This is a genomic window from Streptococcus sp. HMSC064D12 (genome assembly GCF_001837205.1).
GTDB classification, from domain to species: Bacteria; Bacillota; Bacilli; order Lactobacillales; family Streptococcaceae; genus Streptococcus; species Streptococcus salivarius_D.
This window is the reverse complement of the sequence record NZ_KV831754.1, coordinates 1-24,525: the sequence shown is the minus strand read 5'-3', so window position 1 is coordinate 24,525 and position 24,525 is coordinate 1. Positions and strand designations below refer to the sequence as shown.

The window sequence follows — 24,525 nt, the reverse complement described above, 5'->3', positions numbered from 1 at the left end:
ATATACATTGTTTGTGAAGGCTGGAACTTTTCCAGCCTTTTCTTTTTGTGTTCTACTTTTCTAGAATCATTCTTGTTTAGGATAATATTGCGGAAAAGATGGATAAATATGCTATAATGATGCTGTATCAAAAATAATAAAGTAGGTCAAGAAATATGCTCATATATAATGCGGCCTTAAAAACGCCTTACCGGATTCTTGGCATTAACCTCCCTAAGGATAGTCTTTTGCACTTATCTAATCTAGGGTTGGCTGCCGGTGAAACGATTGAGGTGGTAACTAAGACCAAGAATAGTGCTATTATTATCGTTAAAGGGAGTCGCTTAGCCTTTGATGCGTCGATTCTGGATAAGATTGATTTGGCACCTGCCGAGGAAGATCAGGAAAAGATACCTCTTTCTGAATTACCAGTTGGACGTTCGGCTATCGTTACTGATATTTTTTCAGCAAATGAAACCAAACGACGTCTTATGGATATGGGAATTACAAAGCGTACTCGGGTCTTATTACGTAAGGTAGCCCCTTTGGGAGATCCTCTAGAAATTAGTTTGAGAGGGTATGAATTAACCCTACGCAAGTCGGAAGCGCAAATGATTAGTGTGGTCATGCTGGATGAGGGAGAGGAAAAATGACAGAAATTGCATTAATAGGTAATCCTAATAGTGGTAAAACCAGTTTATTCAACCTGATAACAGGGAACAATCAGCGTGTTGGTAACTGGCCGGGTGTTACTGTCGAACGAAAAAGTGGTCTGGTCAAAAAGAATAAGGATTTAGAAATCCAGGATTTACCAGGGATTTACTCAATGTCACCCTATAGTCCTGAAGAAAAGGTGGCGCGCGACTATTTGTTGAGCCAAAGGGCCGACAGCATTTTAAATGTAGTCGATGCGACAAATTTGGAGCGTAACCTTTATCTGACCACGCAGTTGATTGAGACAGGTATTCCAGTCACTTTAGCACTTAACATGAGTGATGTTTTGGAGGCTCAGGGAAAACAGATTAATGTTGATAAATTATCTTACCATCTAGGCGTCCCAGTAGTAGCCACTAGCGCTCTCAAGCAAACTGGTGTTGATCAGGTAGTGAAGAAGGCGGCTCATACGACGACTTCTACAGTTGCTGATATTGCTTTTCCAATTTATGACGATAAATTAGAAGCTGCCATCTCACAAATTTTGGAAGTCTTGGGAAATTCGGTGCCGCAAAGGTCTGCACGTTTTTATGCCATTAAACTCTTTGAACACGATGCTTTAGTTGAGGCTGAGCTAGACTTGTCCCCATTCCAACGAAAAGAAATCAAAGACATCATTCGAATCACTGAGGAAGTTTTCACCGAAGATGCGGAGTCAATTGTCATTAATGAGCGTTATGCCTTTATCGAACGAGTTTGTCAGATGGCTCAAAGTCATACAGAAGATTTTGCCCTGACTTTGTCAGATAAGATTGATAGGATTGTCACCAACCGTATTTTGGCCTTACCAATTTTCGCGGTGGTTATGTATTTGGTTTATTTCTTATCTATTCAGACTGTTGGAACCATGTGGACAGACTGGGCTAACGATGTGCTTTTTGGTAAGTATGTTCCAGACTTGGTGACTTCTGGTCTTGACTATCTTCAAGTTCAGGACTGGCTTAAGTCTTTGATTGTTGATGGGATTGTCGCTGGGATTGGGACAGTACTAGGATTCCTACCTCAAATATTTGTGCTCTTTATCTGTTTGGGTGTGCTTGAGGACATTGGATATATGAGTCGTATTGCCTTTGTTATGGACCGTATTTTCCGACGTTTTGGTCTTTCTGGGAAATCCTTTATTCCTATGTTGATTTCTACAGGTTGTGGGGTTCCAGCGGTTATGTCTAGTCGAACCATTGAAAATGAAAGGGACCGTCGCATTACCATTATGACGGCAACCTTCATGCCTTGTTCGGCCAAGTTAGAAATTATTGCCTTGATTGCTGGAGCTTTCTTCCCTAGTAATTCTTTAGTAGCACCAAGTACCTATTTTATTGGGATGACTGCTATTATCCTATCAGGTATTGCCCTCAAAAAGACGAGTTTTTTGGGTGGTTTAACCAGTCCGTTTATTATGGAATTGCCTGCCTACCACTGGCCTAAAGCCATGTCGGTCTTGCGTTATGCCTTTGGTAAGGCTATGAGTTTTGTCAAACGTGCGGGAACCATCATTTTCAGTTTGACGGTTCTTATCTGGTTTATGTCTAACTACAACTTTACCCTACATACTGTGGATACGGAAGTTAGCATTTTGGCGACTATAGGGAAGGGCTTGTCTTGGATTTTTGATCCACTCGGATTTGGAAATTGGAAGGCAACAGTTGCGGCTCTCACAGGTTTAGCTGCCAAAGAGACTGTTGTTGCCACCTTTGGTATTCTCTATCATAATAGCAGTGAGGCCGGTCTAGCTGCGGCTCTTCGAGGAGATTATTCTTCCTTAGCGGCCTATTCCTTCTTGATTTTTAACCTACTTTGTGCGCCATGTTTTGCGGCTATTGGAGCTATTAAGCGTGAAATGGCCAATCTTAAATGGACAGTTGGGGCTATCGGTTTCCAAACAGGTCTAGCTTATTGTGTGAGTTTAATTCTTTACCAGTTTGGTCAAGTCATCCTGTACGGTAAGTCAATGACAATTTGGACTTTTGTTGCTTTCTTACTTTTAGTAACGATGATTTACTTTGTTGTTCGTAAACCACGTCAGATTAAGGATCAAATCATTAGCTTGGATAATCTTCGAGAAGCTCATATTTAGGTTTAGGAGGAATTGTTATGTCTACCTTTATCATTGCTTTCATTATTTTTGCTTTAGCCGGTCTTGGCATCCGTCACTATATCAAAGGAAAAGGATCTTGTGGCGATTGCGAGTGTTCTTGTCCGGTTAAGGAAGAAATGCATAAGGCTAATCGCTAATAAAATAATATATAGAAAAATGGTCTCTTATTCATTTAAGAGACCATTTTCTTACGATTGTAAGAAATGTATAAAGGTATCTAGGTTGGAAGTGTGATACTATAAGATAGATAAATAATCTAAATTTTTAACAAAAAAGGGAGATGTATAAGGAATGGTTTTGAACAAAGAGATTGTCCTAATTCATGGGACCTGGTGTGATGGCAATGTTTGGGGAGAATTTGCGACAGGTCTACGTCAAATGGGATATAAGGTGCATACACCTAGCTTTCGTTACCATGACCTACCTTATCAAGAGTGCCTAGCTAAGGTTGGGACTGTTACCCTGCAGGACTATCGAGATGATTTAGTGGCTTTGATTGAAAGTCTAGACCAACCACCACTTATTTTGGGACACTCTTTAGGTTGTCTGGTGGCTCAAATGGTTGCTGAAAAGACTGAGGTTGCAGGTATGATTCTCATGGGACCTGCTCCGACAGCAGATATCTACGCCTTTTATCCAACCATGTTAGCTTGTTTTGGCAAACACTTTTTACGCTGGGGATTTTGGAAAAAGGCCATGCCTCCATATAAAAAAGAGTTTTTCAAGTATTGCATGAATGAACAAGAGGAATCTTTGAAAGAGGAAGTTTTTGCTGATCTGGTTCCTGAATCAGGAAAAGTTTATACTCAGATGGCTCTTCATTGGTTTGATAAGACAAAAGCAGCTTACGTTGACTTTAGTCAGATTTCATGTCCTGTTCTCGTCATTTCTGGGACTAAGGATAAGATGACTCATCCTAATATTGCCAGAAGAACGGCTAAGAACTACCGTGATTCCGTTCTCGTTTCCTTAACAGGTGCAGATCACATGTATGAAAGTGGCAAATTCCAGCAGAAGACCTTGAAGGTTATTAAGGGCTGGAGTCAGCAAAATGGTTTTGTGGACTAGTCACGAAGCATAATCAGAAAAAAGTTGGAAGGTGATTCCAGCTTTTTTAGTTTCGTATTTAAGATGTCTTTTTGAAAATTTAGAAAATTTAGTCACAAAGAGCCATCACTATGGTATAATTGAGAAAAAGTATGTATTGGAGAACACCCATGGCGATAATAATGGATGGTAAGGCCCTAGCTGCTAAAATGCAGGATCATTTGCATGAAAAGGTAGAACGCCTTAAAGAAAAGGAATGGATTGTGCCAGGACTAGTGGTAATTATGGTTGGTGACAACCCGGCTAGTCAGGTTTATGTGCGCAACAAGGAACGTGCTGCTAAAAAGGCTGGTTTCCATAGCCAGACAGTCAACCTTTCTGAGAGTATCAGCGAGGAAGAATTGATTGAGGTTATTGAGCAATATAATCAGGATCCGCTATTCCATGGTATTTTGGTTCAGTTGCCATTGCCAAATCATATTAATGAAATGCGTATTCTTTTGGCTATTGATCCTAAAAAAGATGTCGATGGTTTCCATCCTATGAATACTGGTAATCTTTGGAATGGTCGTCGTCAAATGGTACCTTGTACACCTGCTGGGATTATGGAAATCCTTCGTGAGTACAATGTTGAATTAGAAGGTAAGACAGCGGTTATTATCGGACGTAGTAACATTGTTGGTAAACCTATGGCTCAGCTTCTTTTGGAAAAAAATGCTACAGTTACCTTGACCCACTCACGAACACCGAATTTGGCTAAGGTTTGCAGCAAGGCAGATGTCTTGATTGTAGCTATTGGACGTGCAAAATTTGTAACAGAAGACTATGTCAAAGAGGGTGCTGTTGTCATTGATGTGGGAATCAACCGTGATGAAGAAGGCAAACTTTGTGGTGACGTTGATTTTGATCAAGTGAAAGATAAGGTTGGCATGATCACGCCTGTTCCAGGTGGTGTAGGCCCTATGACCATTACCATGCTTATGGAACAGACCTATCAAGCTGCTCTTCGTAGTGCGAAAGGATAGTTTATGAAAGTTGATGACGATTTAGCTAGGCAAGTGATAAAACCTCGCTTGAGAGAGTCCCATAAGGGTTCTTACGGTCGAGTGCTTTTAGTTGGTGGGCTTTACCCTTATGGTGGTGCCATCATTATGGCTGCCATAGCTTGTGTCAATAGTGGGGCAGGCCTGGTCACAGTGGCTACGGATCGTGACAACATCACAGCCCTTCATGCCCATCTCCCTGAAGCCATGGCTTTTGACCTTAGAGAGACTGAAAGATTTCTTGATAATCTTAGGGCAGCTGATGTGGTATTAATCGGTTCTGGCCTAGGTGAGGATGGTGTAGCTAGACAAGCTATGGATTTGGTTCTAGCAAATATTAAGGCAGATCAGAACTTGGTTGTTGATGGCTCAGCTCTTAATCTTTTGGCTAAGAAGACTAAGAAGGACTTACCAGATTGTCACCTTACTCTCACCCCGCATCAAAAAGAATGGGAACGTTTGTCTGGTTTAAGGATTCCAGAGCAGACAGTCTCTAACACCCAGAAAGCCTTGGGAGAGTTCCAAGCTGGGACAATCCTAGTTGCCAAGAGTCACAAGACCGCTGTCTATCAAGGTGAAACAGTAGCTCATTTAGAAGTTGGTGGCCCCTATCAAGCCACAGGAGGCATGGGAGATACTTTGGCTGGTATGATTACTGGTTTTCTGGTCCAATTCGCTTCGGTTGACTCCTATAAAGCAGTTACAGTTGCTGTCTGGCTTCACTCAGCTATCGCAGATGATTTGGCTAAAAATGCCTATGTGGTTTTACCGACTCATATCAGTAAAGCCATTCCTAGCTGGATGAAAAAGTTGTCATTATAATCTAAAAAACATGTCTTATAGTGAGGCAAGTTTTTTTAGATTTCGACATTTTTTTAAGTTTGCTAAAGCTTATTTGTGATAAAATAAAAGAGAATTTTTATGAGAATATAGAGGAAAAAAAGTGACATTATTTTCGAAAAAACTCAGTCAAAAATGGGAAAAACGGCGCCAAAAACGAAAAGAAAAACGAGCGAATAAACCTAGAAAGCCAGTAAGCATCTCCCGTCGTGTTTACTTGCTTTTTGGTGTAGTCTTTGTCCTTTTTTTGTTGCTTTTTGCACGTTTGACCTATATGCAGGTTTATAACAAATCGTTTTATACGAAGAAATTAGAGGATAATTCTAAGTATACAGTTAGGATTGCAAGCGAACGTGGGCAAATCTTTGATGCTAAAGGGGTTGCCCTCACGACCAACCAGAGTAAGGATGTTATCACCTTCACACGTAGCAATTTGGTGTCATCAGATACGATGAAGAAGGTCGCTGAAAAGTTGGCGACCATGGTGACTCTGACGGAAACGAAGGTAACAGCACGTCAAAAACGAGATTTCTATCTAGCGGACTCTGCCACTTATAAGCGTGTTGTTAATGATCTTCCAAACGACAAGAAAACAGATAAATTTGGTAATAAATTAGCTGAAGCTACTATTTACAACAATGCTGTTGATGCAGTTCCTGATGAAGCAGTGGATTACTCTGAGGATGAGCTTAAGATTGTCTACATTTACTCACAGATGAATGCTGTTTCTAATTTCTCAACAGTTACATTGAAAACAGGAGACTTGACGCCTGAACAAATTGCGATTGTAGCAGCTAAACAGAAGGAACTCAATGGTATTACGGTTGCTAAGGATTGGGAACGTCATACGGTTGATTCAGCCTTGTCACCTCTTATCGGGAAAGTCTCAAGTTCAGAAGCAGGTTTGCCACAAGAAGATGCCAAGGAGTACCTCAAAAAAGGGTATGCCCTTAATGACCGTGTAGGAACGTCCTATCTAGAAAAAGAATATGAAGAGAAACTACAAGGAAAACATACTGTTCGTGAGATTACAGTAGACAAGGAAGGCGAAGTTGCTAGTGATAAAATCACTCAAAAGGGCAGCAAGGGGAACAATCTGCAGTTGACCATCGACCTTGATTTCCAAAAAGGAGTTGAAGATATCCTAGGTCAACAGCTTTCTTCAGAAATTTCAGAGAATAAAGCAACCTATTCTGAAGGAATGTATGCAGTGGTTATGAATGCTGACACTGGTGCTGTACTTGCTATGGCAGGGCAAAAACATGAACAAGGAGCACAAGATTTTAAGGCCAATGCCTTAGGAACAATCACTGATGTCTTCATCCCAGGATCTGTTGTTAAGGGAGCAACCTTAACTGCTGGTTGGCGTTCAGGTGCCATTTATGGAAATCAGGTCTTGACTGACCAACCCATCAACATTGCCGGTTCAGCCCCTATCACATCTTGGTTTACAGACCAAGGTAGCCGTGCTATTACCGCGACACAGGCTCTAGAATACTCATCAAATACCTATATGGTGCAGATTGCAATTAAACTACTTGGCCAACAGTATGTTCCAGGTATGGCCTTGTCGACTGATAATATGGATAAGGCCATGACGACACTTCGTGATACCTATGCTGATTTTGGTATGGGCGTGTCTACAGGACTTGATTTACCTGGAGAATCAGAAGGTTACATTTCTAAGAATTACAATGTAGCCAACGTTCTGACAGAGGCCTTTGGTCAGTACGATTCTTATACAACCATTCAGCTAGCTCAGTATGTTGCTTCAATTGCCAATGGTGGTAAACGTGTAGCCCCTCATATCGTTGGAGGTATCTATGATGCAGGATCTAATGGTAGTCTAGGAACTCTAGCCTCAACAGTAGATACACGTGTATTAAATACCTTACCTCTCGACTCTGAGCAGATGGGTATTATCCAACAAGGCTTTAATGATGTTGTTAATTCAGGATCTAGCCTTGCGACTGGTAAAGCTATGGCAAGTTCTATCATTCCGATTAGTGGTAAAACAGGGACAGCCGAAACATATGCGACGGATGGTTCCGGTAATTCTGTAACAACGGTTAACCTTAATGCGGTTGCCTATGCGACTGCCAAAGATGGCACTAAGCTGGCTGTAGGTATTATGTATCCACACGCTCTAGATTCTAAGAGCAAGGCCCAACAAAATGCGGTAAAATCTATCATGGAGCTTTATCAAAATACTCACTAAATATCTAAAATCTCTTGTGCCTTGCACGAGGGATTTTTCTGTGATATAGTGTTTGAGTATTTGTTCTTGGGTAAAGACTTATCCATGAAAGTGACAAAAGATAAGCGATGAATAAAAAAATATAAAGAACAGGAGGCCTTCATGCTTTATCCTACTCCAATTGCGAAGCTGATTGATAGTTTTTCAAAACTCCCTGGAATTGGGGCTAAAACAGCGACACGCCTAGCTTTTTATACCATTAGCATGTCTGATGAAGATGTCAATGATTTCGCAAAAAACCTCTTGGCAGCAAAACGTGAATTGACTTATTGTTCGGTATGTGGTCGTTTGACAGATGACGATCCATGTAACATTTGTACCGATGAAACCAGAGACCGTACTAAGATTTTGGTTGTTGAAGACTCCAAAGATGTTTCAGCTATGGAAAAGATTCAGGAATACCGTGGTCTCTACCATGTGCTTCAAGGGCTTATTTCCCCTATGAATGGTGTTGGGCCAGACGATATTAACCTGAAAAGTTTGATTACCCGTCTTATGGACAGCGAGGTTGACGAGGTTATCATCGCCACTAATGCAACAGCAGATGGTGAGGCAACCTCTATGTATATTTCTCGTGTCCTCAAACCTGCAGGAATCAAGGTGACTCGTTTAGCGCGTGGTTTGGCCGTCGGTTCTGACATTGAGTATGCTGATGAAGTTACCTTGCTAAGAGCGATTGAAAATCGAACAGAACTATAAGTAAAAAGTGTTGGTCAGGCCAGCACTTTTTGTTTGTAGTAAATAGGTTTCTCATTAAAAATTTGGTAAAATAAAGTAAGCGCTTTTATAACGAGGAATCATGATGAAGATTGAAAAGGTTTTAAACAACAATGTTATCCAAGCTTTGGATAATAATGTGGAATACATTGTCATGGGTAAGGGACTAGGCTTTCAAAAGAAGGTCGGAAACCTTGTAGATAAGGAAAAGATTGAAAAGACTTTTGTTTTGGAAAATACAGAGGCAGTGGAGGAATGGTCTCGTGTTTATGTCAATTTACCTGATGGTGAAATGCAAGTCTTTTTGAATATTCTTACTTTTGCTGAGGCTGTCTTGCAAACCAAGTTTGAACCCTCTTTTTTCATCGCTCTTGCAGACCACCTACATTACGCTATTGAAAGAAGTAGAGAAGGTGTTTCTTTGTAGAATCCCTTGGCTTGGGAGGTTCGAAAATTTTATCCTCGGGAGTATGAAATTGGGAAACAAGCCCTTCGTTTGATTGCCAAGGATTTAGAAGTACAGTTGGCAGATGATGAGGCTGCCTCTGTCGCCTTACATTTTGTCAATGCACAAAAAGATGCGGGTCTCCATGAAAAAGATCGACAGATGACTCAAATTGTGGTTGGGATTAGTGACATTGTCCGTCTTCATTTTGGTTATGATTTGGAGGAGGATAGTTTCTCGTATAACCGTTTTATGACCCATCTCCAATACCTAGCACAACGTATTGTGAGCGGAGTTAGTGGTGGCAAGAATGATGCTTTTCTTTACGAACAAGTTAAGATAAATTATCCAGAGTCCTTTATCTGTACCCAAAAGATTGCTACCTATATCAAGACAAGTTATGCCTTTGAGCTAAGTTTAGACGAACAAGTCTTTTTAACCATTCATATTCAACGTCTTAAGGATAATTTAGATAAGTAAGCGATTCCCAGAGACGTCCTACAAAAAGCAGACAATTAGCCTTAAGTCTGCTTTTTCTGTGTCCTTATGGTATAATGAGGTGATTAATATTAGACCAAAAATACTCTGGACTAGTATTCTATGTATTTGAGTATTTGTATAAAAAAGCTAATGAGTTAGTGAAAGGAAGCGAGCGGTTCTATGCTTGAAGTGAGCATAGCCGTTCCTAAAGTATCTTATGTATATTGAAATGATTGATGAGACTGGACAAGTCTCTGAGAAATTAAAAGAACAAACCTTGGAGTTGCTAGATTTTGCAGCACAAAGACTTGGTAAGGAAGATAAGGAAATGGCGGTTACATTTGTAACCAACGAACGTAGCCATGAGCTAAACCTGGAGTATCGCGATACGGACCGTCCAACGGATGTTATTAGTTTGGAGTATAAGCCAGAATTAGACATTAGCTTTGATGAGGAAGAGTTGGCTGAAAATCCTGAATTAGCTGAAATGATGGGAGAGTTTGATAGTTATATCGGTGAACTCTTTATTTCTGTTGATAAGGCTCACGAGCAAGCTGAGGATTATGGTCATAGTTTCGAGCGTGAGATGGGCTTCTTGGCTGTTCACGGTTTTCTTCACATCAATGGCTACGACCATTACACCCCAGAAGAAGAAGCGGAAATGTTTGGATTACAGGAAGAAATTTTGACTGCTTATGGACTTACGCGACAATAACCCACAAAAAAAGTGGAAAAACAGAGAATTTACAGCTAGTTTTGAGTTTGCTCTAACAGGGATTATCACAGCTTTTAAAGAAGAACGCAACATGCGCAAGCACTTGGTTTCAGCTATCTTGGTGGTATTGGCTGGCTTGATTTTTCGGGTGTCTGCGACAGAATGGCTCTTTCTTTTGATGGCAGTTTTTCTCGTAATTGCCCTAGAGATTGTTAATTCTGCCATTGAAAATGTTGTTGACCTGGCTAGTAATTATCACTTTTCGATGCTTGCCAAAAATGCCAAGGATATGGCTGCAGGAGCTGTTTTAGTGGTTTCTTGTTATGCACTCATTACGGGTATGATTGTTTTTATACCTAAAATTTGGCACTTAATTTTTAATTAAAAGAAAATAGGAAAGAAGTTATATGACATTTAAATCAGGATTTGTGGCTATTATTGGCCGTCCTAATGTAGGAAAATCAACGTTTTTGAACCATGTTATGGGGCAAAAAATTGCTATCATGAGTGATAAGGCTCAAACAACCCGTAATAAAATTATGGGGATTTACACAACTGATAAGGAACAGATTGTCTTTATCGATACACCAGGGATTCACAAGCCTAAGACGGCTCTTGGAGATTTCATGGTGGAATCTGCTTATTCAACCCTTCGTGAAGTGGATACCGTCCTCTTTATGGTACCAGCGGATGAACCCCGTGGTAAGGGTGATAATATGATTATCGAACGTCTTAAACAAGCTAAGGTTCCAGTTATCTTGGTAATCAATAAGATTGACAAGGTTCATCCAGATCAGCTCCTAGAGCAGATTGACGATTTCCGTACACAAATGGATTTCAAGGAGATTATTCCAATATCTGCCCTCCAAGGGAACAACGTTTCTCATCTTGTGGATGTCTTGAGTGATAACCTTGAGGAAGGTTTCCAATATTTCCCAGCGGACCAAATCACCGACCACCCAGAGCGTTTCTTGGTATCAGAGATGATTCGTGAAAAAGTCCTTCAGTTGACACGTGAAGAAATTCCACACTCTGTTGCGGTTGTCATTGATGAGATGAAGCGTGATGAAGACACGGATAAGATTCATATTCGTGCGACAATCATGGTTGAGCGTGACAGCCAAAAAGGTATTGTCATTGGTAAGCAAGGTTCCATGCTCAAGAAAATTGGTACCCTTGCCCGTAAAGATATTGAAGTCATGCTTGGGGACAAGGTCTTCCTTGAAACCTGGGTTAAGGTTAAGAAAAATTGGCGTGATAAGAAATTAGATCTTGCCGATTTCGGATACAACGAAAAAGAATATTAAAAAGCTGGGCACTTGCTCGGCTTTCTTGTTAGAAGGAGGAGCAGATGCCTGAGTTACCTGAGGTAGAAACTGTTAGACGAGGGTTAGAAAGATTGGTAGTAGGCCGGACCATTTTGTCTGTTGAAGTTAAGGTCCCGAAAATGATTAAGACCTCCTATGATAGTTTTTTAAATGACTTACCTGGCCAAACTATTCAAGCCATGCGACGTAGAGGTAAGTACTTGATTTTTGACTTTGGACAATTGATTATGGTTTCCCACTTGCGCATGGAAGGAAAATACCTCTTGTTTACAGATCAGGTTCCTGCTAATAAGCATTTCCATCTTTTCTTTACCTTAGATGATGGCTCGACTCTTGTTTATCAGGATGTCCGTAAGTTTGGGACCTTTGATTTATTGGCTAAAAATCAAGAGGAGGCTTATTTTACAAAGAAAAAGCTTGGTCCTGAGCCTACTAAGAAGGCTTTTAAATACGCCCCGTTTGAGAGAGCCTTGATGACCTCTGCAAAGCCTATTAAAAGTCTCCTTTTGGAGCAGAAATTGGTGGCTGGTCTAGGCAATATCTATGTTGATGAGGTGCTTTGGGCAGCTAAGGTTCATCCTGAGACGCCAGCAAAGAAACTCAGCAAGGCAGCTATGAAGCGGGTCCATGATCAAACGATTGCTATTTTACAGCTAGGAATTGAAAAAGGTGGCTCAACCATAAGGACTTATCGTAATGCTCTTGGTGAGGATGGGACCATGCAGAACTATTTACAGGTTTACGGAAAGACGGGACAGCCTTGTCCACGCTGCGCAAGCACAATTGAGAAAATCAAGTTAGGAGGGAGAGGAACACATTTGTGTCCTCATTGTCAGAAACGATGATTATTGGGTTAACAGGTGGTATTGCTTCAGGAAAATCTACTGTTGTTGAAATGATTAAAGAGGCAGGTTACAAGGTCATTGACGCTGATCAGCTTGTACACGACATGCAGGCCCAAGGGGGCCGTCTGTACCGTGCCTTGCTTGATTGGTTGGGAGAGGGAATTCTCCTTCCTAATGGAGAATTGAATCGTCCTAAACTAGGGCAACTGATATTTTCCAATGGGGAGATGAGACAGCGGTCTGCTGAGATTCAAGGGACAATTATTCGAGAGGAACTAGCAGCCCAGAGGGAGCGTTTGGCCAAGGAAGAAGATGTTTTTTTCATGGATATTCCCTTGCTTATTGAAAATGGGTATCAGGACTGGTTTGACCAGATTTGGTTGGTGGCAGTGTCACCGGAGGTCCAGTGCCAACGCTTGATGAAACGTAATCACTTAAGTGTTGAGGAAGCTAAGATGCGTATTGATAGCCAGATGTCTTTAGCTGAGAAAATGCCTTATGCCAGCTTGGTTCTTGATAATAACGGTAGTCTCGATGATTTGAAGGAGAAGGTGAAGAGCGCAATAAATGATTTAACGAGCTCCTCATAGCTAGCCATTGTGATATAATGGATAGTGAATTTTAGAAAGAAGATGATTATTTGCGCCAAAAAGAACTTAAAAGTACTGATTGGCAACGTAACCTTAAAATTGCATGGATAGGAACCTTTTTTACTGGAGCTAGTTTCTCCATTGTTATGCCTTTCATGGCCCTCTACATTGAGGAACTGGGTGTTAAAGGAGATATGGTCGAATGGTATGCTGGCTTGTCTGTTGCCATCTCTGCCTTAGCCTCTGCCTTGGTTTCTCCTGTTTGGGGACGCCTGGCTGACCGTTATGGTCGAAAGCCCATGATGATTAGGGCCAGCATGGTGATGACTTTTACAATGGGAGGTCTTGCTTTGGTCCCCAATGTTTTCTGGCTACTTTTCTTGAGAACGCTGAATGGTTTGTTTGCTGGCTATGTCCCAAATGCCACAGCTTTAATTGCTAGCCAGGTTCCTCAGAACCGTTCTGGCTATGCCTTGGGGACCTTGTCTACGGGTCTAACGGCAGGTGTTCTGATTGGCCCTTTGTTAGGTGGTACCTTGTCTGAGGCGTTTGGCATGAGGGGTACCTTTTTATTGGTTGGACTCATTCTATTTATCTGTTGCCTCTTAACTATCTTTGGTTTGAGAGAGAATTTCCAGCCTGTCGAAAAGGGAGAGATGATGACTCTTTCTCAGGTTTTTGCAAAAATTCCCAGCAAATCTATGTTGATTGGCCTTTTTGTGACCAGTATGATTATCCAGATTTCTGCCCAATCGATTGCGCCTATGTTGGCCCTTTACATTCGTTATTTAGGTCAGAGGGACAATATCCTTTTTTACTCAGGGTTAATAGTTTCTGCTATGGGCTTCTCTAGTCTCTTAAGTACTCCTTATCTGGGAAAATTGGGAGACCGTATTGGGAATCATCGCTTGCTTTTAATGGGGCTATTTTATAGTTTTCTCTTGTATTTCCTCTGTGGTTTTGCCGGTTCAGCCTTGCAGCTGGGTATCTTACGTTTTGCCTATGGCTTTGGCGTGGGTGCTCTTATGCCTAGTGTCAATTCTTTATTGACCAAGATGACACCCAAAGAAGGAATCTCAAGAATATTTAGCTTTAATCAAAGCTTTTCATATATTGGACAAGTTTTAGGTCCCTTTGTTGGGTCAGCAGTTGCGACAGGTCTAGGTTATCGCTGGGTTTTCTTTGTGACGGCAATGATCGTCTCTGGAAATTTTGTCTGGTCCTTAATCATCTTTAGAAAATCGCTAGGAGTCAAGAATATAGGTGAGAGTTAAAATCAATTTAAAGTGTAGTGAATGTGGGAGCATCAACTATCTCACAAGTAAAAATAAACAAAATCATCCTGAGAAAATTCAGGTACCCAAATTCTGCCCTAAGGATAGAAAAGTAACCTTACATGTTGAATCTTAAAGGGTTCTATGGTAGAATAAAAAGGACTTTTTCGGAGGAATAACTATGTACGACTTATTATTAACGCTGCTCTTGGTGATGTCAGCTATTATTGTGATTGCGGTATTCATGCAGCCACAAAAAAATCCAAGTAGCAATGTCTTTGATGGTGGTGGGTCAGAAGCACTATTTGAACGTAGTAAACCACGTGGTTTTGAAGCCTTTATGCAACGCTTTACAGGAATCATGGTTTTTCTATGGATTGTAGATGCAATCGTCCTTTCCATTCTCTCAAGTAAGTAATGAGCTGACTGAGGTTGGCTCATTTTTTGCGTTATAGTCAATAAATAAAAGAAAAGGAAATCATGAAAGAATCTATTATAAATTATTTGAAGGAGCATGGGAAATCCAGTGTAAACGACATTGCCCAGGCTCTTAATCATGCTGGGGGAGAAAAGTTCCCTCAGCTCATCAAGGCCATATCAGCCATGGAAAGTAAGGGACAGTTGCGTTTTAACCGAGATGGATCTGTATCCTTGCGTCCTAAGAAAGAAAACCCTAATCAGGTGACTGTTGAAGGTGTCTTCCGTGCCAATAAGAACGGTTTTGGTTTCTTGCATGTCGATGACAGTGAAGATGATATGTTCATTGGTCGTAATGATGTTGGCCATGCCATTGACGGTGATACTGTTGCCGTTGTCATCAAGAAACCAGCAGATCGTTTGCGTGGGACAGCAGCAGAAGCACGAGTTGTTGAAATTGTAGAACGTTCACTTAAGACTGTTGTAGGGAAATTTATCCTTAGCGACGAGAAAGAACCCTATGCGGGTTACATTAAGTCTAAAAACCAAAAAATTCAGCAGCCAATTTATATCAAGAAAGAACCAGTTGCCCTAGATGGTACTGAAATTATCAAGGTTGATATTGAAAAATACCCTAACCGTCACTATGATTATTTCGTAGGAAGTGTTCGTGACATTATTGGTCATCAGGGGGATGCTGGTATTGATGTCTTGGAAGTCTTGGAATCAATGGATATTGTTTCAGAGTTCCCAGAGGATGTCATGGCGGAAGCAGAAGCTGTCCCAGATGCACCGAGTCAAGAAGACCTCGTTGGTCGTGTTGACCTTCGTCAAGAAGTAACCTTTACTATTGACGGAGCCGATGCTAAGGACTTGGACGATGCGGTCCATATCAAACATTTGCCAAATGGTAACTTTGAACTTGGTGTTCATATTGCCGATGTGTCCTACTATGTCACTGAAGGGTCTGCTCTTAACCGTGAGGCTGTAGCACGTGGGACCTCTGTTTATGTGACAGACCGCGTGGTGCCAATGTTGCCTGAGCGTCTTTCAAATGGTATTTGTTCACTAAATCCCAATGTTGACCGCTTAACGCAGTCAGCCATCATGGAGATTACTCCAAAAGGTAAGGTGGTTAATCATAAGATTTGTCAATCTGTGATTAATACAACCTTCCGTATGACCTACAGTGATGTCAATGAGATGTTGGCTGGAAATCCAGAAAAGATTGAGCAGTTTAAGCCAATCATGGATTCTGTATCAGCTATGGCAGAATTGCATAAGATTTTAGAAGACATGCGTGAGCGTCGTGGTGCCCTTAACTTTGATACATCTGAAGCTCGTATCTTGGTCAATGAGAAGGGGATGCCAGTGGATATCGTGGTGCGTGAACGTGGAACAGCCGAGCGAATGATTGAATCCTTCATGTTGGCTGCCAATGAATGTGTGGCAGAGCACTTCGCCAAAGCTAAGTTGCCATTTATTTACCGTATCCACGAAGAGCCAAAAGCTGAGAAATTGCAACGCTTCATGGATTATGCTTCTATCTTTGGTGTTCAAATCAAAGGGACTGCCAATAAGATGGATCAGCTAGACTTGCAAGAGTTTATGGCCAAAGTTCAGGGGAAACCTGGAGCAGAGGTCATGAACATGATGCTGCTTCGTTCAATGCAACAAGCTCGCTATTCAGAACACAATCACGGACACTATGGACTTGCGGCTCAGTATTATACCCACTTTACTAGTCCAATCCGTCGTTACCCAGACCTCTTGGTTCACCGAATGATTCGTGAGTACACTAACAATATGTCTCAAGAAACGCGTGAACATTTTGAAGAGGTTATTCCTGAATTAGCGACATCATCTTCAACTCTTGAACGTCGTGCCATTGATGCCGAACGTGTCGTTGAAGCTATGAAAAAAGCGGAATACATGGAAGAGTTTGTTGGTCAAGAATTCGATGGTATTGTCGGAAGTGTGGTTAAATTCGGTATGTTTGTCGAATTGCCAAATACCATCGAAGGTTTGGTTCACATCACGACCCTTCCAGAATTTTACAATTACAATGAACGTACCATGACACTTCAGGGTGAGAAAACTGGTAAGACTTTCCGAGTTGGTCAGCCTATCCGTGTCAAGTTAACACGTGCGGATAAGGAAACCGGAGATATTGACTTCCAATACCTTCCAAGCGCGTATGATGTCACTGAAAAAGTAGACCACAAGGCTCGTCAGGAACGTGAAGAAAAGGCGAAAGCCTTCCGCAATAGAGGTCCACGTCGTGATCGTCAAAATGGAGACTTCGAACGTCGTGGTAAGCGTGGGGATAACCGTAACCGTCAAGATGGTAATGGCCGTAAAGGCTCTTATGACGAAAACCGTAAGTCATCTAAGAAACCCGATAAGCGTAAGAATCAAAACCGTCCTCATAATGATAACAAGGGACGTGAGAGTGGCCGTCGTAAGAAAAAAGGGAACAAACCTTTCTACAAGGACGTTGCTAAAAAACGAAAATAGGATGAGAATGGAGGGACTGCTATGCCAAAGGGTGAAGGCAATGTTGTTGCTCAGAATAAAAAGGCTAGACATGACTATAGTATCGTTGATACTATTGAAGCGGGTATCGTACTGACAGGGACAGAGATTAAGTCTGTTCGTGCGGCTCGCATCCAACTAAAAGATGGCTACGCCCAAATCAAGAACGGTGAGGCCTGGTTAATCAATGTTCATATTGCTCCGTTTGAGCAAGGCAATATTTGGAATCAAGATCCAGACCGTACGAGAAAATTATTGCTTAAGAAGAAGCAAATCACCAAACTTCAAAATGACCTTAAGGGAACAGGAATGACCTTGGTTCCTTTGAAGGTGTACCTAAAAAACGGTTTTGCCAAGGTATTGCTTGGTATTGCCAAAGGGAAACACGATTACGATAAACGTGAGTCTATCAAACGTCGTGAACAAGAACGTGATATCAAACGTATTATCAAGAGTGTTAACCGTTAAAACGCCTATCATCTAAGACTGCTATAGTCCTAGATGATTTTTTGTTTTTGGCTTTAAGACATGATATAATGGGAGTACCATACGGTCTTTAGTTAGGATAGCAGCTATACCTAACTCTGGACGTGATACTGTAAAGGAGATTAGCGATGCCAGTAGATGCTAAAACAAAATACAAGGCCAAGAAGACAAAGATTGTTTTCTTCGACATTGACGACACCCTTCGTGTCAAAAAGACAGGCTACATTCCTGAATCTATTAAGGCTGTTTTCAAAGGGCTTAAAGAAAAAGGAATTTTGACGGGGATTGCCACAGGACGTGGCTACTATGGTGTCGTTGAGGACATTCGAGACCTAGAGCCCGATTATTTTGTAACCATCAATGGAACTTATGTGATTAATCGAAAAGGGGAAGAAATTTATAACCAGCCCCTAGCTCGTGAAGTTACAGAAGCCTTTGTTGCTTGGTGCAAGGAGATTGGGATTGCTTGGGGCTTTGCCGGTAAGGATAAGCCAGTTGTCTCAGAGCGTTCAGATTTGATTGATGATGCTATGAAACCAGTCTATGGTCTTTGTGATGTGGAGCCAGACTTCCATTTGTCGAACGATGTTTACCATATGTGGACTTTTGCGGAAAATGATGGTGAGCTTGAGTTACCAGAAGAACTTGCGACACATGTTCGTATGGTACCTTGGCACGAACACTCATCTGACGTCGTAGCAAATGGTATCTCAAAAGCATCTGGTGTCGAGCATGTCTTGGAGCATGAAAACCTTAAACCGGTCAATGCTATGATGTTTGGTGATGGTCCAAATGATATGGAGATTTTTGACTATGTTGGACTTAAGATTGCCATGGGTAATGCCGCACCAGAATTGAAAGAAAAAGCAGATTACGTTACAGGAACAGTAGAAGAAGATGGCATTTTCAATGCCTTGGAGGAACTCGGATTGGTAGAAAAAGAACTTCATTTCCCACAACTTGACTTGGATGCAGTAGAAGGTCCAGTCGCAACAATTAAAACAAACCATGGTGATTTGGTCATCAAGCTTTTCCCTGATCATGCACCATTAACAGTTACTAACTTTGTCAATTTGGCCAAGAGTGGCTACTATGACGGTGTGATTTTCCACCGTATTATCAAGGACTTTATGATTCAAGGTGGTGACCCAACTGGTACTGGTATGGGTGGTGAGTCAAGCTTCGGTGGTAGCTTCCAGGATGAATTTTCTGAAGAGCTCTATAACCTCCGTGGTGCGCTTTCTATGGCCAATGCAGGACCAGATACTAATGGTAGCCAGTTCTTCATCGTTCAAACGCCTGAAATTCCTTATGCTAAAAAGGAACTCGAACGTGGTGGTTGGCCAGCACCAATCGCAGAAGCTTATGCTGAAAATGGTGGAACACCTCACCTAGACCGTCGTCACACAGTCTTTGGTCAATTGGTGGATGAAGACTCTTACAAGGTGCTTGATGAGATTGCCAATGTTGAGGTTGGAGCTCAAGATAAGCCACTTGAGGATGTTGTGATTGAAACAGTTGAGGTAGCAGACTAAGATGAAAATTGGAGACAAGCTTAGGGGTGTTATCACAGGCATCAAGCCTTACGGTGCCTTTGTTTCATTGGAAAATGGTACCACAGGCTTGATTCACATCTCAGAGATTAAGACAGGTTATATCGACAACATCTACAATACCCTCAAGGTAGACCAGGAGGTCTTGGTTCAAGTTGTTGATTTTGATGAATTTACACAAAAGGCCAGTCTTTCTTTGAGAACCCTTGAGGAAGAAAAAAATAAAATCCCTCATCGTCATCGTTTCTCAGATAGTCGTTTGAACTATGGCTTTAAACCCTTGGCAGAAGCAATGCCAGGATGGATTGAAGAAGGACTTGACTATCTTAGACAAGAGCATGAGGAAAAATAGCAAAAGCTGACTCTCAATGAGTCGGCTTTTTTGGTGTTTTCGATTTGGCTACAAACAAAAAGATCTTCAATTTAATTGAAGACCCATGTTTATTAATTAGACATCAAAATAGAGCAATTCTTTTGGTGTGTGTGTGAAGACTTCAAAGCCATCTTTTGTCACATAACCACAGTCCTCAATACGAACACCAACTTTTTCAGGAATGTAAATACCTGGTTCAACAGAGAAACACATTCCTTCTTCGATTACCAAGTCATTTCCTTCCATGATTGAAGGGAACTCGTGGACATCCATACCAAGCCCATGTCCCAGACGGTGGTTGAAGTATTCGCCGTAACCAGCTTTTTCAATAACATTACGTGCTGCAGCATCGACTTCGCTGGCAGTTACACCTGGTTTGATAAAATCAAGGGCAGTGAGTTGAGCTTCCAAACAGATATTGTAAATATCTTTCTTGAATTGGTCAGGTTGACCGACAGCTACGGTACGTGTCATATCTGAAACATAGCCTTGACTAACAACACCCAAGTCGAAGAGGAGGAGGCTGTCATTTTCAATACGGTTAGTTCCTGGAATACCATGAGGGTTTGCGGCATTATTACCTGTAAGAACCATCGTTTCAAAGGACATTTGATTGATACCGATTTTCTTCATGCCAAATTCGATTTGAGCAATGATGTCTGTTTCAGTAACATCAAGAGAGATATTGTCGAAACCGATATTAACAGCTTTATCAGCATAATCACCGGCAACAATCATTTTTTGAATTTCATCAGCTGACTTGATAACGCGCATTTTTTGAATGAATGGTGTCAAGTTTTCAAAGCGACCTTCAAAGACCGTTTGCAATCCTTGGAACTTAGTCACATTGAGATTGTCAAACTCTGCATAAATAATAGGGCTGTCTGTACTTGCTAGGCCAGCCTTGATTTTTTGCCATGGATTTTCAGAATCCACATAACCAAAGACTGGGAAGTCGAGTACAGCAGAGGCACGTGCAACCTCAAGAGCAGGAACAAAGAGGGCAGGTTCACGATTTTCGTAGACGAAGAGGAACATTTGGCGTTCATGTGGGTCACAATCAAAACCAGTAAGATAATTGACAGTTACAGGATCTGAAACAATAGCTAGCCCTGCTTTATTTTCATTCAAAAAATGACGAATGCGATCAAGTTTAGACATAGAAAAAACTCCTTTGTATTTCTTACACTCATTCTGTCACTTTTATAGTAAAAATGCAAGCTGTTTTTTTGGCTTTTCATTAAATCATTTACTTTCATTGAGACTTTTTTAGGCTAGGTTTGTAAGCGATGGATAGTCTTGGAAACACGAAATGACAGGTCTTTTTCTGAAATGGCTTTCTTCCTCATAACCATGAAGAAGGAATCCCTTTCATTTTTTTGTAAAAAATCAGTCAAAATAATTGAAAGTGTTTTCAGAATCTGATACAATTAGCATGAATAAGTGAGCGTAAAATGAGAAAGGAAGTGTTTTTATGAATACTGATGAAACAATTACTATATACGACGTTGCGCGTGAAGCAGGTGTTTCGATGGCGACTGTGTCTCGTGTGGTAAATGGAAATAAAAATGTAAAAGAAAACACCCGAAAAAAAGTGCTTGAGGTCATTGATCGTTTGGATTACCGTCCAAATGCGGTTGCGCGTGGCTTGGCGAGTAAGAAAACCACTACTGTAGGAGTTGTTATTCCAAATATTGCTAATAGTTATTTTGCTACTTTAGCAAGGGGGATTGATGATATTGCAACCATGTACAAGTACAATATTGTTCTTGCATCTAGTGATGAAAATGACGATCACGAAGTTACCGTGATTAACTCTCTATTTGCCAAACAAGTAGATGGTATCATCTTCATGGGTTACCACTTGACGGAAAAAATTCGTGCAGAATTTTCTCGTACTCGTACGCCGATTGTCCTAGCAGGAACAGTGGACCTCGAACACCAATTACCGAGTGTTAACATAGACTATAAAGCTGCCGTTGAGGATTCTGTAACGCAGCTTGCTAAAAGTAATGAAAAGGTTGCTTTTGTATCAGGACCACTAATTGATGATATTAATGGTAAGCTCCGTCTAGCTGGTTATAAGGCTGGACTTGAAAAGAATAATTTGCGCTACAATGAAGGACTTGTCTTTGAAGCTAAATATAGCTATAAAGACGGCTTTGATTTAGCACAACGTGTCTTGAACTCTGGTGCCACTGCTGCCTATGTTGGGGAAGATGAATTGGCTGCGGGTCTCTTGAATGGCCTCTTTGTTGCAGGTAAATCTGTTCCAGAAGACTTCGAAATCATCACAAGCAATGATTCACCAATTACAAGTTATACACGTCCAAACCTTTCTAGTATTAATCATCCTCTCTATGATTTAGGGGCGGTTAGCATGCGTATGTTGACTAAAATCATGAATAAGGAAGAGCTTGAAGAAAAAGATGTTATTCTTAATCATGGTCTTACCTTACGTCAGTCAACAAAATAAAAAAGGAGTTGAGACATAAGTTTGTCTCAACTTCTCTTTTTTAGAAAAAGGGAGAAACAATGACTTTTGAGGATGCTTATTTTAAAAAGAAAGTCCTAAAACCTGATAGCCTAGAGACTTTTGGTTTTACAGCTACCGAGCAAGGCTACGAGTTCAGAAAAACACTGATAGCTGAAGAACTTGAAGCTCGATTGTTTATTGATTTAGAAGGTAAGTTGACGGGACAGGTTGTCGATAGTGATCTTGATGAGCCTTATGATATCTTCAGGAGTCCTCAGGCTACTGGAACTTACGTTGGTCAAGTCAGAGAAGCTTATGGAGAACTTCTGTCACAGGTAGCTGATTCTTGTTATGAAGATCAATTATTCTCATCTCCACAAGCTAATCGCCTGGCTAAGTTTTTAGTTCAAGAATTTTCAGACCAAGCAGACCATCCTTTCGAGAAGGAACCAAGCTATCTATCTTTTAGAGTTGATGGTAAATGGTATGCCTTGTTTTTTCCTCTTAAGGGAGAAAAACTAGGGCTTGATGGAGAAAAGGCGGAATTAACATATGATGTGGTTAACCTCAAGGTTAATCCGAAGCAAATGGATAAACTCTTGAAAATGGATGGCGTTTTTCCTAGTTACCATATGTCCAAGAAGACCTGGGTTAGTCTTGTTTTAGATGAGACATTGTCGGACCATACCATTTTTGAGCTTCTTAGTGAAAGTCGCTCCCTGGTGGCCCCAAAACATCTTAGAAAGGCTTCGGAGCCTCATTATTGGATTATCCCGGTAAATTTGAAATACTACGATATTGGGGAGGAGTTTTCCGCAAATGAGGAGATTCTTTGGACACAGAAAGCTAGTATGCAAAAGGGAGATTTTGTGGCTATCTATATTACGGCACCTACCAAGGCCATCCGTTACCTCTGTCAGGTTTTAGAGGCAAATATCCCTAATCAAGGTTATCGTGAAGAGGAGAGTATTAGAGAGTTGATGCGGATTAAACCCTTATACACTTTTATTGACACTGACTTTGATAGTGATAGACTAAAGTGTTTAGGTATTAAAACTGTTCGAGGTCCTCGACATATGACAGAAGAGTTAGTTCAGGCTTTATCCCCTTACCTAAAAGAAAAATAGAAGGAGGACATCATGCGAATTTTGATTGCACCTGATTCATTTAAGGAGAGCTTATCTGCAAAAGAGGTCGCCTTAGCTCTTAAATCAGGCTTTGAAAATGCTTTACCCAACGCTGATTTTGACCTCATGCCAATAGGCGATGGTGGCGAAGGCACCTTAGATGCTCTTGCTGAAAATCTAAATCTTGAGAAGAAAAGTATCAAGATTCCTCATGCCTATACAAGTGATGGAAGTGTTTTTTTTGCTAGCAATGGCCAGACTGCCATTTTTGAAATGGCTGCGATTTGTGGCTTGGAGCATATTTCTAAGGAGAAACGAAATCCTCTAGCTCTAACGACACAAGGAGTAGGTGAACTAATTGTTCATTTGGTTCAATCTGGCGTCCGAGATTTTATTATAGGCGTAGGTGGATCTGCTACCAATGATGGTGGTATTGGTATGGCATATGGATTGGGTTATCGTTTTTATGATTCTGAGGGACAGGAGCTTGAGCCAATAGGTGCTAATCTTGGTCTCATTAAAAAGGTTTCCTCTGAAAATAAGCTTGATTTGTCTGGTGTCACCATTCGTCTGATTACTGATGTAGACAACCCCTTGTGTGGTCAACATGGAGCGACCTATATTTTTGGTGAACAAAAAGGCTTGTCTCCTTCACAATTTAAAAAAGTTGACCAAGATATGTCACAATTCTACACTGACTTTGCTCCTGAAGTTTTAAAACTGGCTGGTTCCGGAGCGGGGGGAGGCATGGCTGCAGGCCTGGTGGCCTTTGCAGATGCAGAAATTAAATCAGGGATTGACTTTGTACTTGATTGTGTTGATTTTGACCAACGTGTGAAGTATGCTGATTTGGTTATAGTAGGGGAAGGACGTATGGATAGCCAGTCCTTATCTGGTAAGGCACCGGTCGGGGTGGCTAGGCGGACACCATCAGCTATTCCTGTCATTGCTATCTGCGGTAGTTTGAAGGATGATTTGCCTGATTTTCCGGTAGCAGGCATTTCAGCTGCCTTTCCCATTATTGGACAAGTAGCAGACTTAGACCAAGTTTTAGCTGCTGCTAAAGAGAATCTCTATCGAACAGGACTCAATGTTGGAAATCTCATCAAGCTCAGTAAAACATTGTGATATAAGAAAAAGCTGACCTTGCGTCAGCTCAGAATGAAGACAAACATCGTTTTTGATGTTT

At 41.2% G+C, this 24,525-nt stretch carries 24 protein-coding genes and 1 pseudogene; 24 read left to right on the top strand and 1 reads right to left on the bottom strand.

The annotated features are described in order from the left end of the window. Positions 1-155: 155 nt before the first annotated feature. The 21 genes and pseudogenes from HMPREF2697_RS07425 to HMPREF2697_RS07335 all read left to right on the top strand — a co-directional run bounded on the left by HMPREF2697_RS07425 (position 156) and on the right by HMPREF2697_RS07335 (position 19,712). Positions 156-632 carry a ferrous iron transport protein A gene (locus HMPREF2697_RS07425; protein WP_004182941.1) on the top strand — a complete coding sequence of 159 codons (477 nt, stop codon included), beginning with the start codon at positions 156-158 and terminating at the stop codon, positions 630-632. After that, positions 629-2,767, top strand: coding sequence for a ferrous iron transport protein B (gene feoB / locus HMPREF2697_RS07420; RefSeq protein ID WP_070850195.1), 2,139 nt, complete (start codon positions 629-631; stop codon positions 2,765-2,767). Before HMPREF2697_RS07425 ends, feoB begins: the two co-directional genes overlap by 4 nt. A gap of 17 nt (positions 2,768-2,784) precedes the next feature. Beyond that, the gene (locus tag HMPREF2697_RS10200) at positions 2,785-2,925 is read left to right on the top strand and encodes a FeoB-associated Cys-rich membrane protein (protein ID WP_002890392.1); all 141 of its coding nucleotides are present in this window, start codon (positions 2,785-2,787) and stop codon (positions 2,923-2,925) included. Positions 2,926-3,079: 154 nt separating this feature from the next. Beyond that, positions 3,080-3,856, top strand: coding sequence for an alpha/beta fold hydrolase (locus tag HMPREF2697_RS07415; RefSeq protein ID WP_013990915.1), 777 nt, complete (start codon positions 3,080-3,082; stop codon positions 3,854-3,856). Between the two features lie 149 nt (positions 3,857-4,005). Beyond that, positions 4,006-4,860 carry a bifunctional methylenetetrahydrofolate dehydrogenase/methenyltetrahydrofolate cyclohydrolase gene (locus HMPREF2697_RS07410; protein ID WP_004182938.1) on the top strand — a complete coding sequence of 285 codons (855 nt, stop codon included), beginning with the start codon at positions 4,006-4,008 and terminating at the stop codon, positions 4,858-4,860. Positions 4,861-4,863: 3 nt separating this feature from the next. Beyond that, a complete protein-coding gene (locus HMPREF2697_RS07405) occupies positions 4,864-5,700 on the top strand; it encodes an NAD(P)H-hydrate dehydratase (RefSeq protein WP_045768965.1) in 837 nt (278 codons plus the stop codon). Between the two features lie 121 nt (positions 5,701-5,821). Then, the gene (gene pbp2b / locus HMPREF2697_RS07400; RefSeq protein ID WP_045768964.1) at positions 5,822-7,936 is read left to right on the top strand and encodes a penicillin-binding protein PBP2B; all 2,115 of its coding nucleotides are present in this window, start codon (positions 5,822-5,824) and stop codon (positions 7,934-7,936) included. A gap of 141 nt (positions 7,937-8,077) precedes the next feature. Beyond that, a complete protein-coding gene (gene recR, locus HMPREF2697_RS07395) occupies positions 8,078-8,674 on the top strand; it encodes a recombination mediator RecR (protein ID WP_002889030.1) in 597 nt (198 codons plus the stop codon). Positions 8,675-8,777: 103 nt separating this feature from the next. Further along, a pseudogene (gene licT, locus HMPREF2697_RS07390) lies at positions 8,778-9,617 on the top strand (BglG family transcription antiterminator LicT). 217 nt (positions 9,618-9,834) lie between these two features. After that, positions 9,835-10,332 carry an rRNA maturation RNase YbeY gene (gene ybeY, locus HMPREF2697_RS07385; RefSeq protein ID WP_002886021.1) on the top strand — a complete coding sequence of 166 codons (498 nt, stop codon included), beginning with the start codon at positions 9,835-9,837 and terminating at the stop codon, positions 10,330-10,332. Then, the gene (locus HMPREF2697_RS07380; RefSeq protein WP_004182934.1) at positions 10,313-10,717 is read left to right on the top strand and encodes a diacylglycerol kinase family protein; all 405 of its coding nucleotides are present in this window, start codon (positions 10,313-10,315) and stop codon (positions 10,715-10,717) included. Before ybeY ends, HMPREF2697_RS07380 begins: the two co-directional genes overlap by 20 nt. A 22-nt stretch (positions 10,718-10,739) precedes the next feature. Next, a complete protein-coding gene (gene era, locus HMPREF2697_RS07375) occupies positions 10,740-11,639 on the top strand; it encodes a GTPase Era (RefSeq protein ID WP_070850193.1) in 900 nt (299 codons plus the stop codon). Positions 11,640-11,683: 44 nt separating this feature from the next. Then, positions 11,684-12,505 carry a DNA-formamidopyrimidine glycosylase gene (gene mutM / locus HMPREF2697_RS07370; RefSeq protein ID WP_070850191.1) on the top strand — a complete coding sequence of 274 codons (822 nt, stop codon included), beginning with the start codon at positions 11,684-11,686 and terminating at the stop codon, positions 12,503-12,505. After that, positions 12,502-13,095, top strand: a complete 594-nt coding sequence (coaE, locus tag HMPREF2697_RS07365) for a dephospho-CoA kinase (protein WP_070850189.1) — start codon at positions 12,502-12,504, stop codon at positions 13,093-13,095. The genes mutM and coaE overlap by 4 nt, the downstream gene beginning before the upstream one ends. Before the next feature lie 50 nt (positions 13,096-13,145). Further along, positions 13,146-14,369 carry a multidrug efflux MFS transporter gene (locus HMPREF2697_RS07360; RefSeq protein ID WP_049528963.1) on the top strand — a complete coding sequence of 408 codons (1,224 nt, stop codon included), beginning with the start codon at positions 13,146-13,148 and terminating at the stop codon, positions 14,367-14,369. Continuing rightward, positions 14,359-14,505, top strand: coding sequence for a 50S ribosomal protein L33 (rpmG, locus tag HMPREF2697_RS10195; protein WP_002890443.1), 147 nt, complete (start codon positions 14,359-14,361; stop codon positions 14,503-14,505). The genes HMPREF2697_RS07360 and rpmG overlap by 11 nt, the downstream gene beginning before the upstream one ends. A 45-nt stretch (positions 14,506-14,550) precedes the next feature. Continuing rightward, on the top strand, positions 14,551-14,787 hold the full coding sequence (secG, locus tag HMPREF2697_RS07355; RefSeq protein ID WP_002886135.1) for a preprotein translocase subunit SecG: 237 nt from the start codon (positions 14,551-14,553) through the stop codon (positions 14,785-14,787). 62 nt (positions 14,788-14,849) lie between these two features. Further along, positions 14,850-17,303, top strand: a complete 2,454-nt coding sequence (gene rnr, locus HMPREF2697_RS07350) for a ribonuclease R (RefSeq protein ID WP_070850187.1) — start codon at positions 14,850-14,852, stop codon at positions 17,301-17,303. A gap of 21 nt (positions 17,304-17,324) precedes the next feature. Beyond that, the gene (smpB, locus tag HMPREF2697_RS07345) at positions 17,325-17,789 is read left to right on the top strand and encodes an SsrA-binding protein SmpB (RefSeq protein WP_002885905.1); all 465 of its coding nucleotides are present in this window, start codon (positions 17,325-17,327) and stop codon (positions 17,787-17,789) included. A gap of 146 nt (positions 17,790-17,935) precedes the next feature. Beyond that, positions 17,936-19,342 carry a Cof-type HAD-IIB family hydrolase gene (locus HMPREF2697_RS07340; RefSeq protein ID WP_049528968.1) on the top strand — a complete coding sequence of 469 codons (1,407 nt, stop codon included), beginning with the start codon at positions 17,936-17,938 and terminating at the stop codon, positions 19,340-19,342. Position 19,343: 1 nt separating this feature from the next. Next, the gene (locus HMPREF2697_RS07335) at positions 19,344-19,712 is read left to right on the top strand and encodes a S1 RNA-binding domain-containing protein (RefSeq protein WP_002886108.1); all 369 of its coding nucleotides are present in this window, start codon (positions 19,344-19,346) and stop codon (positions 19,710-19,712) included. Between the two features lie 96 nt (positions 19,713-19,808). Here the strand turns inward: HMPREF2697_RS07335 and HMPREF2697_RS07330 are convergent, their stop codons facing one another. Further along, positions 19,809-20,894: a M24 family metallopeptidase gene (locus tag HMPREF2697_RS07330; protein WP_014633399.1), complete on the bottom strand. Its 1,086-nt coding sequence runs from the start codon at positions 20,892-20,894 to the stop codon at positions 19,809-19,811. 313 nt (positions 20,895-21,207) lie between these two features. Between HMPREF2697_RS07330 and ccpA the strand changes: the two genes are divergently transcribed. From ccpA to HMPREF2697_RS07315, 3 genes are read left to right on the top strand one after another with little or no spacing between them, the layout of a single operon-like run. Continuing rightward, entirely contained in the window at positions 21,208-22,209 is a 1,002-nt protein-coding gene (gene ccpA / locus HMPREF2697_RS07325; protein ID WP_070850185.1) for a catabolite control protein A, read from the top strand. 59 nt (positions 22,210-22,268) lie between these two features. Next, complete coding sequence (locus HMPREF2697_RS07320) at positions 22,269-23,336, top strand: MmcQ/YjbR family DNA-binding protein (protein WP_049528974.1); 1,068 nt, start codon at positions 22,269-22,271, stop codon at positions 23,334-23,336. Positions 23,337-23,348: 12 nt separating this feature from the next. Continuing rightward, the gene (locus HMPREF2697_RS07315) at positions 23,349-24,464 is read left to right on the top strand and encodes a glycerate kinase (RefSeq protein ID WP_070850183.1); all 1,116 of its coding nucleotides are present in this window, start codon (positions 23,349-23,351) and stop codon (positions 24,462-24,464) included. Positions 24,465-24,525 lie beyond the last annotated feature (61 nt).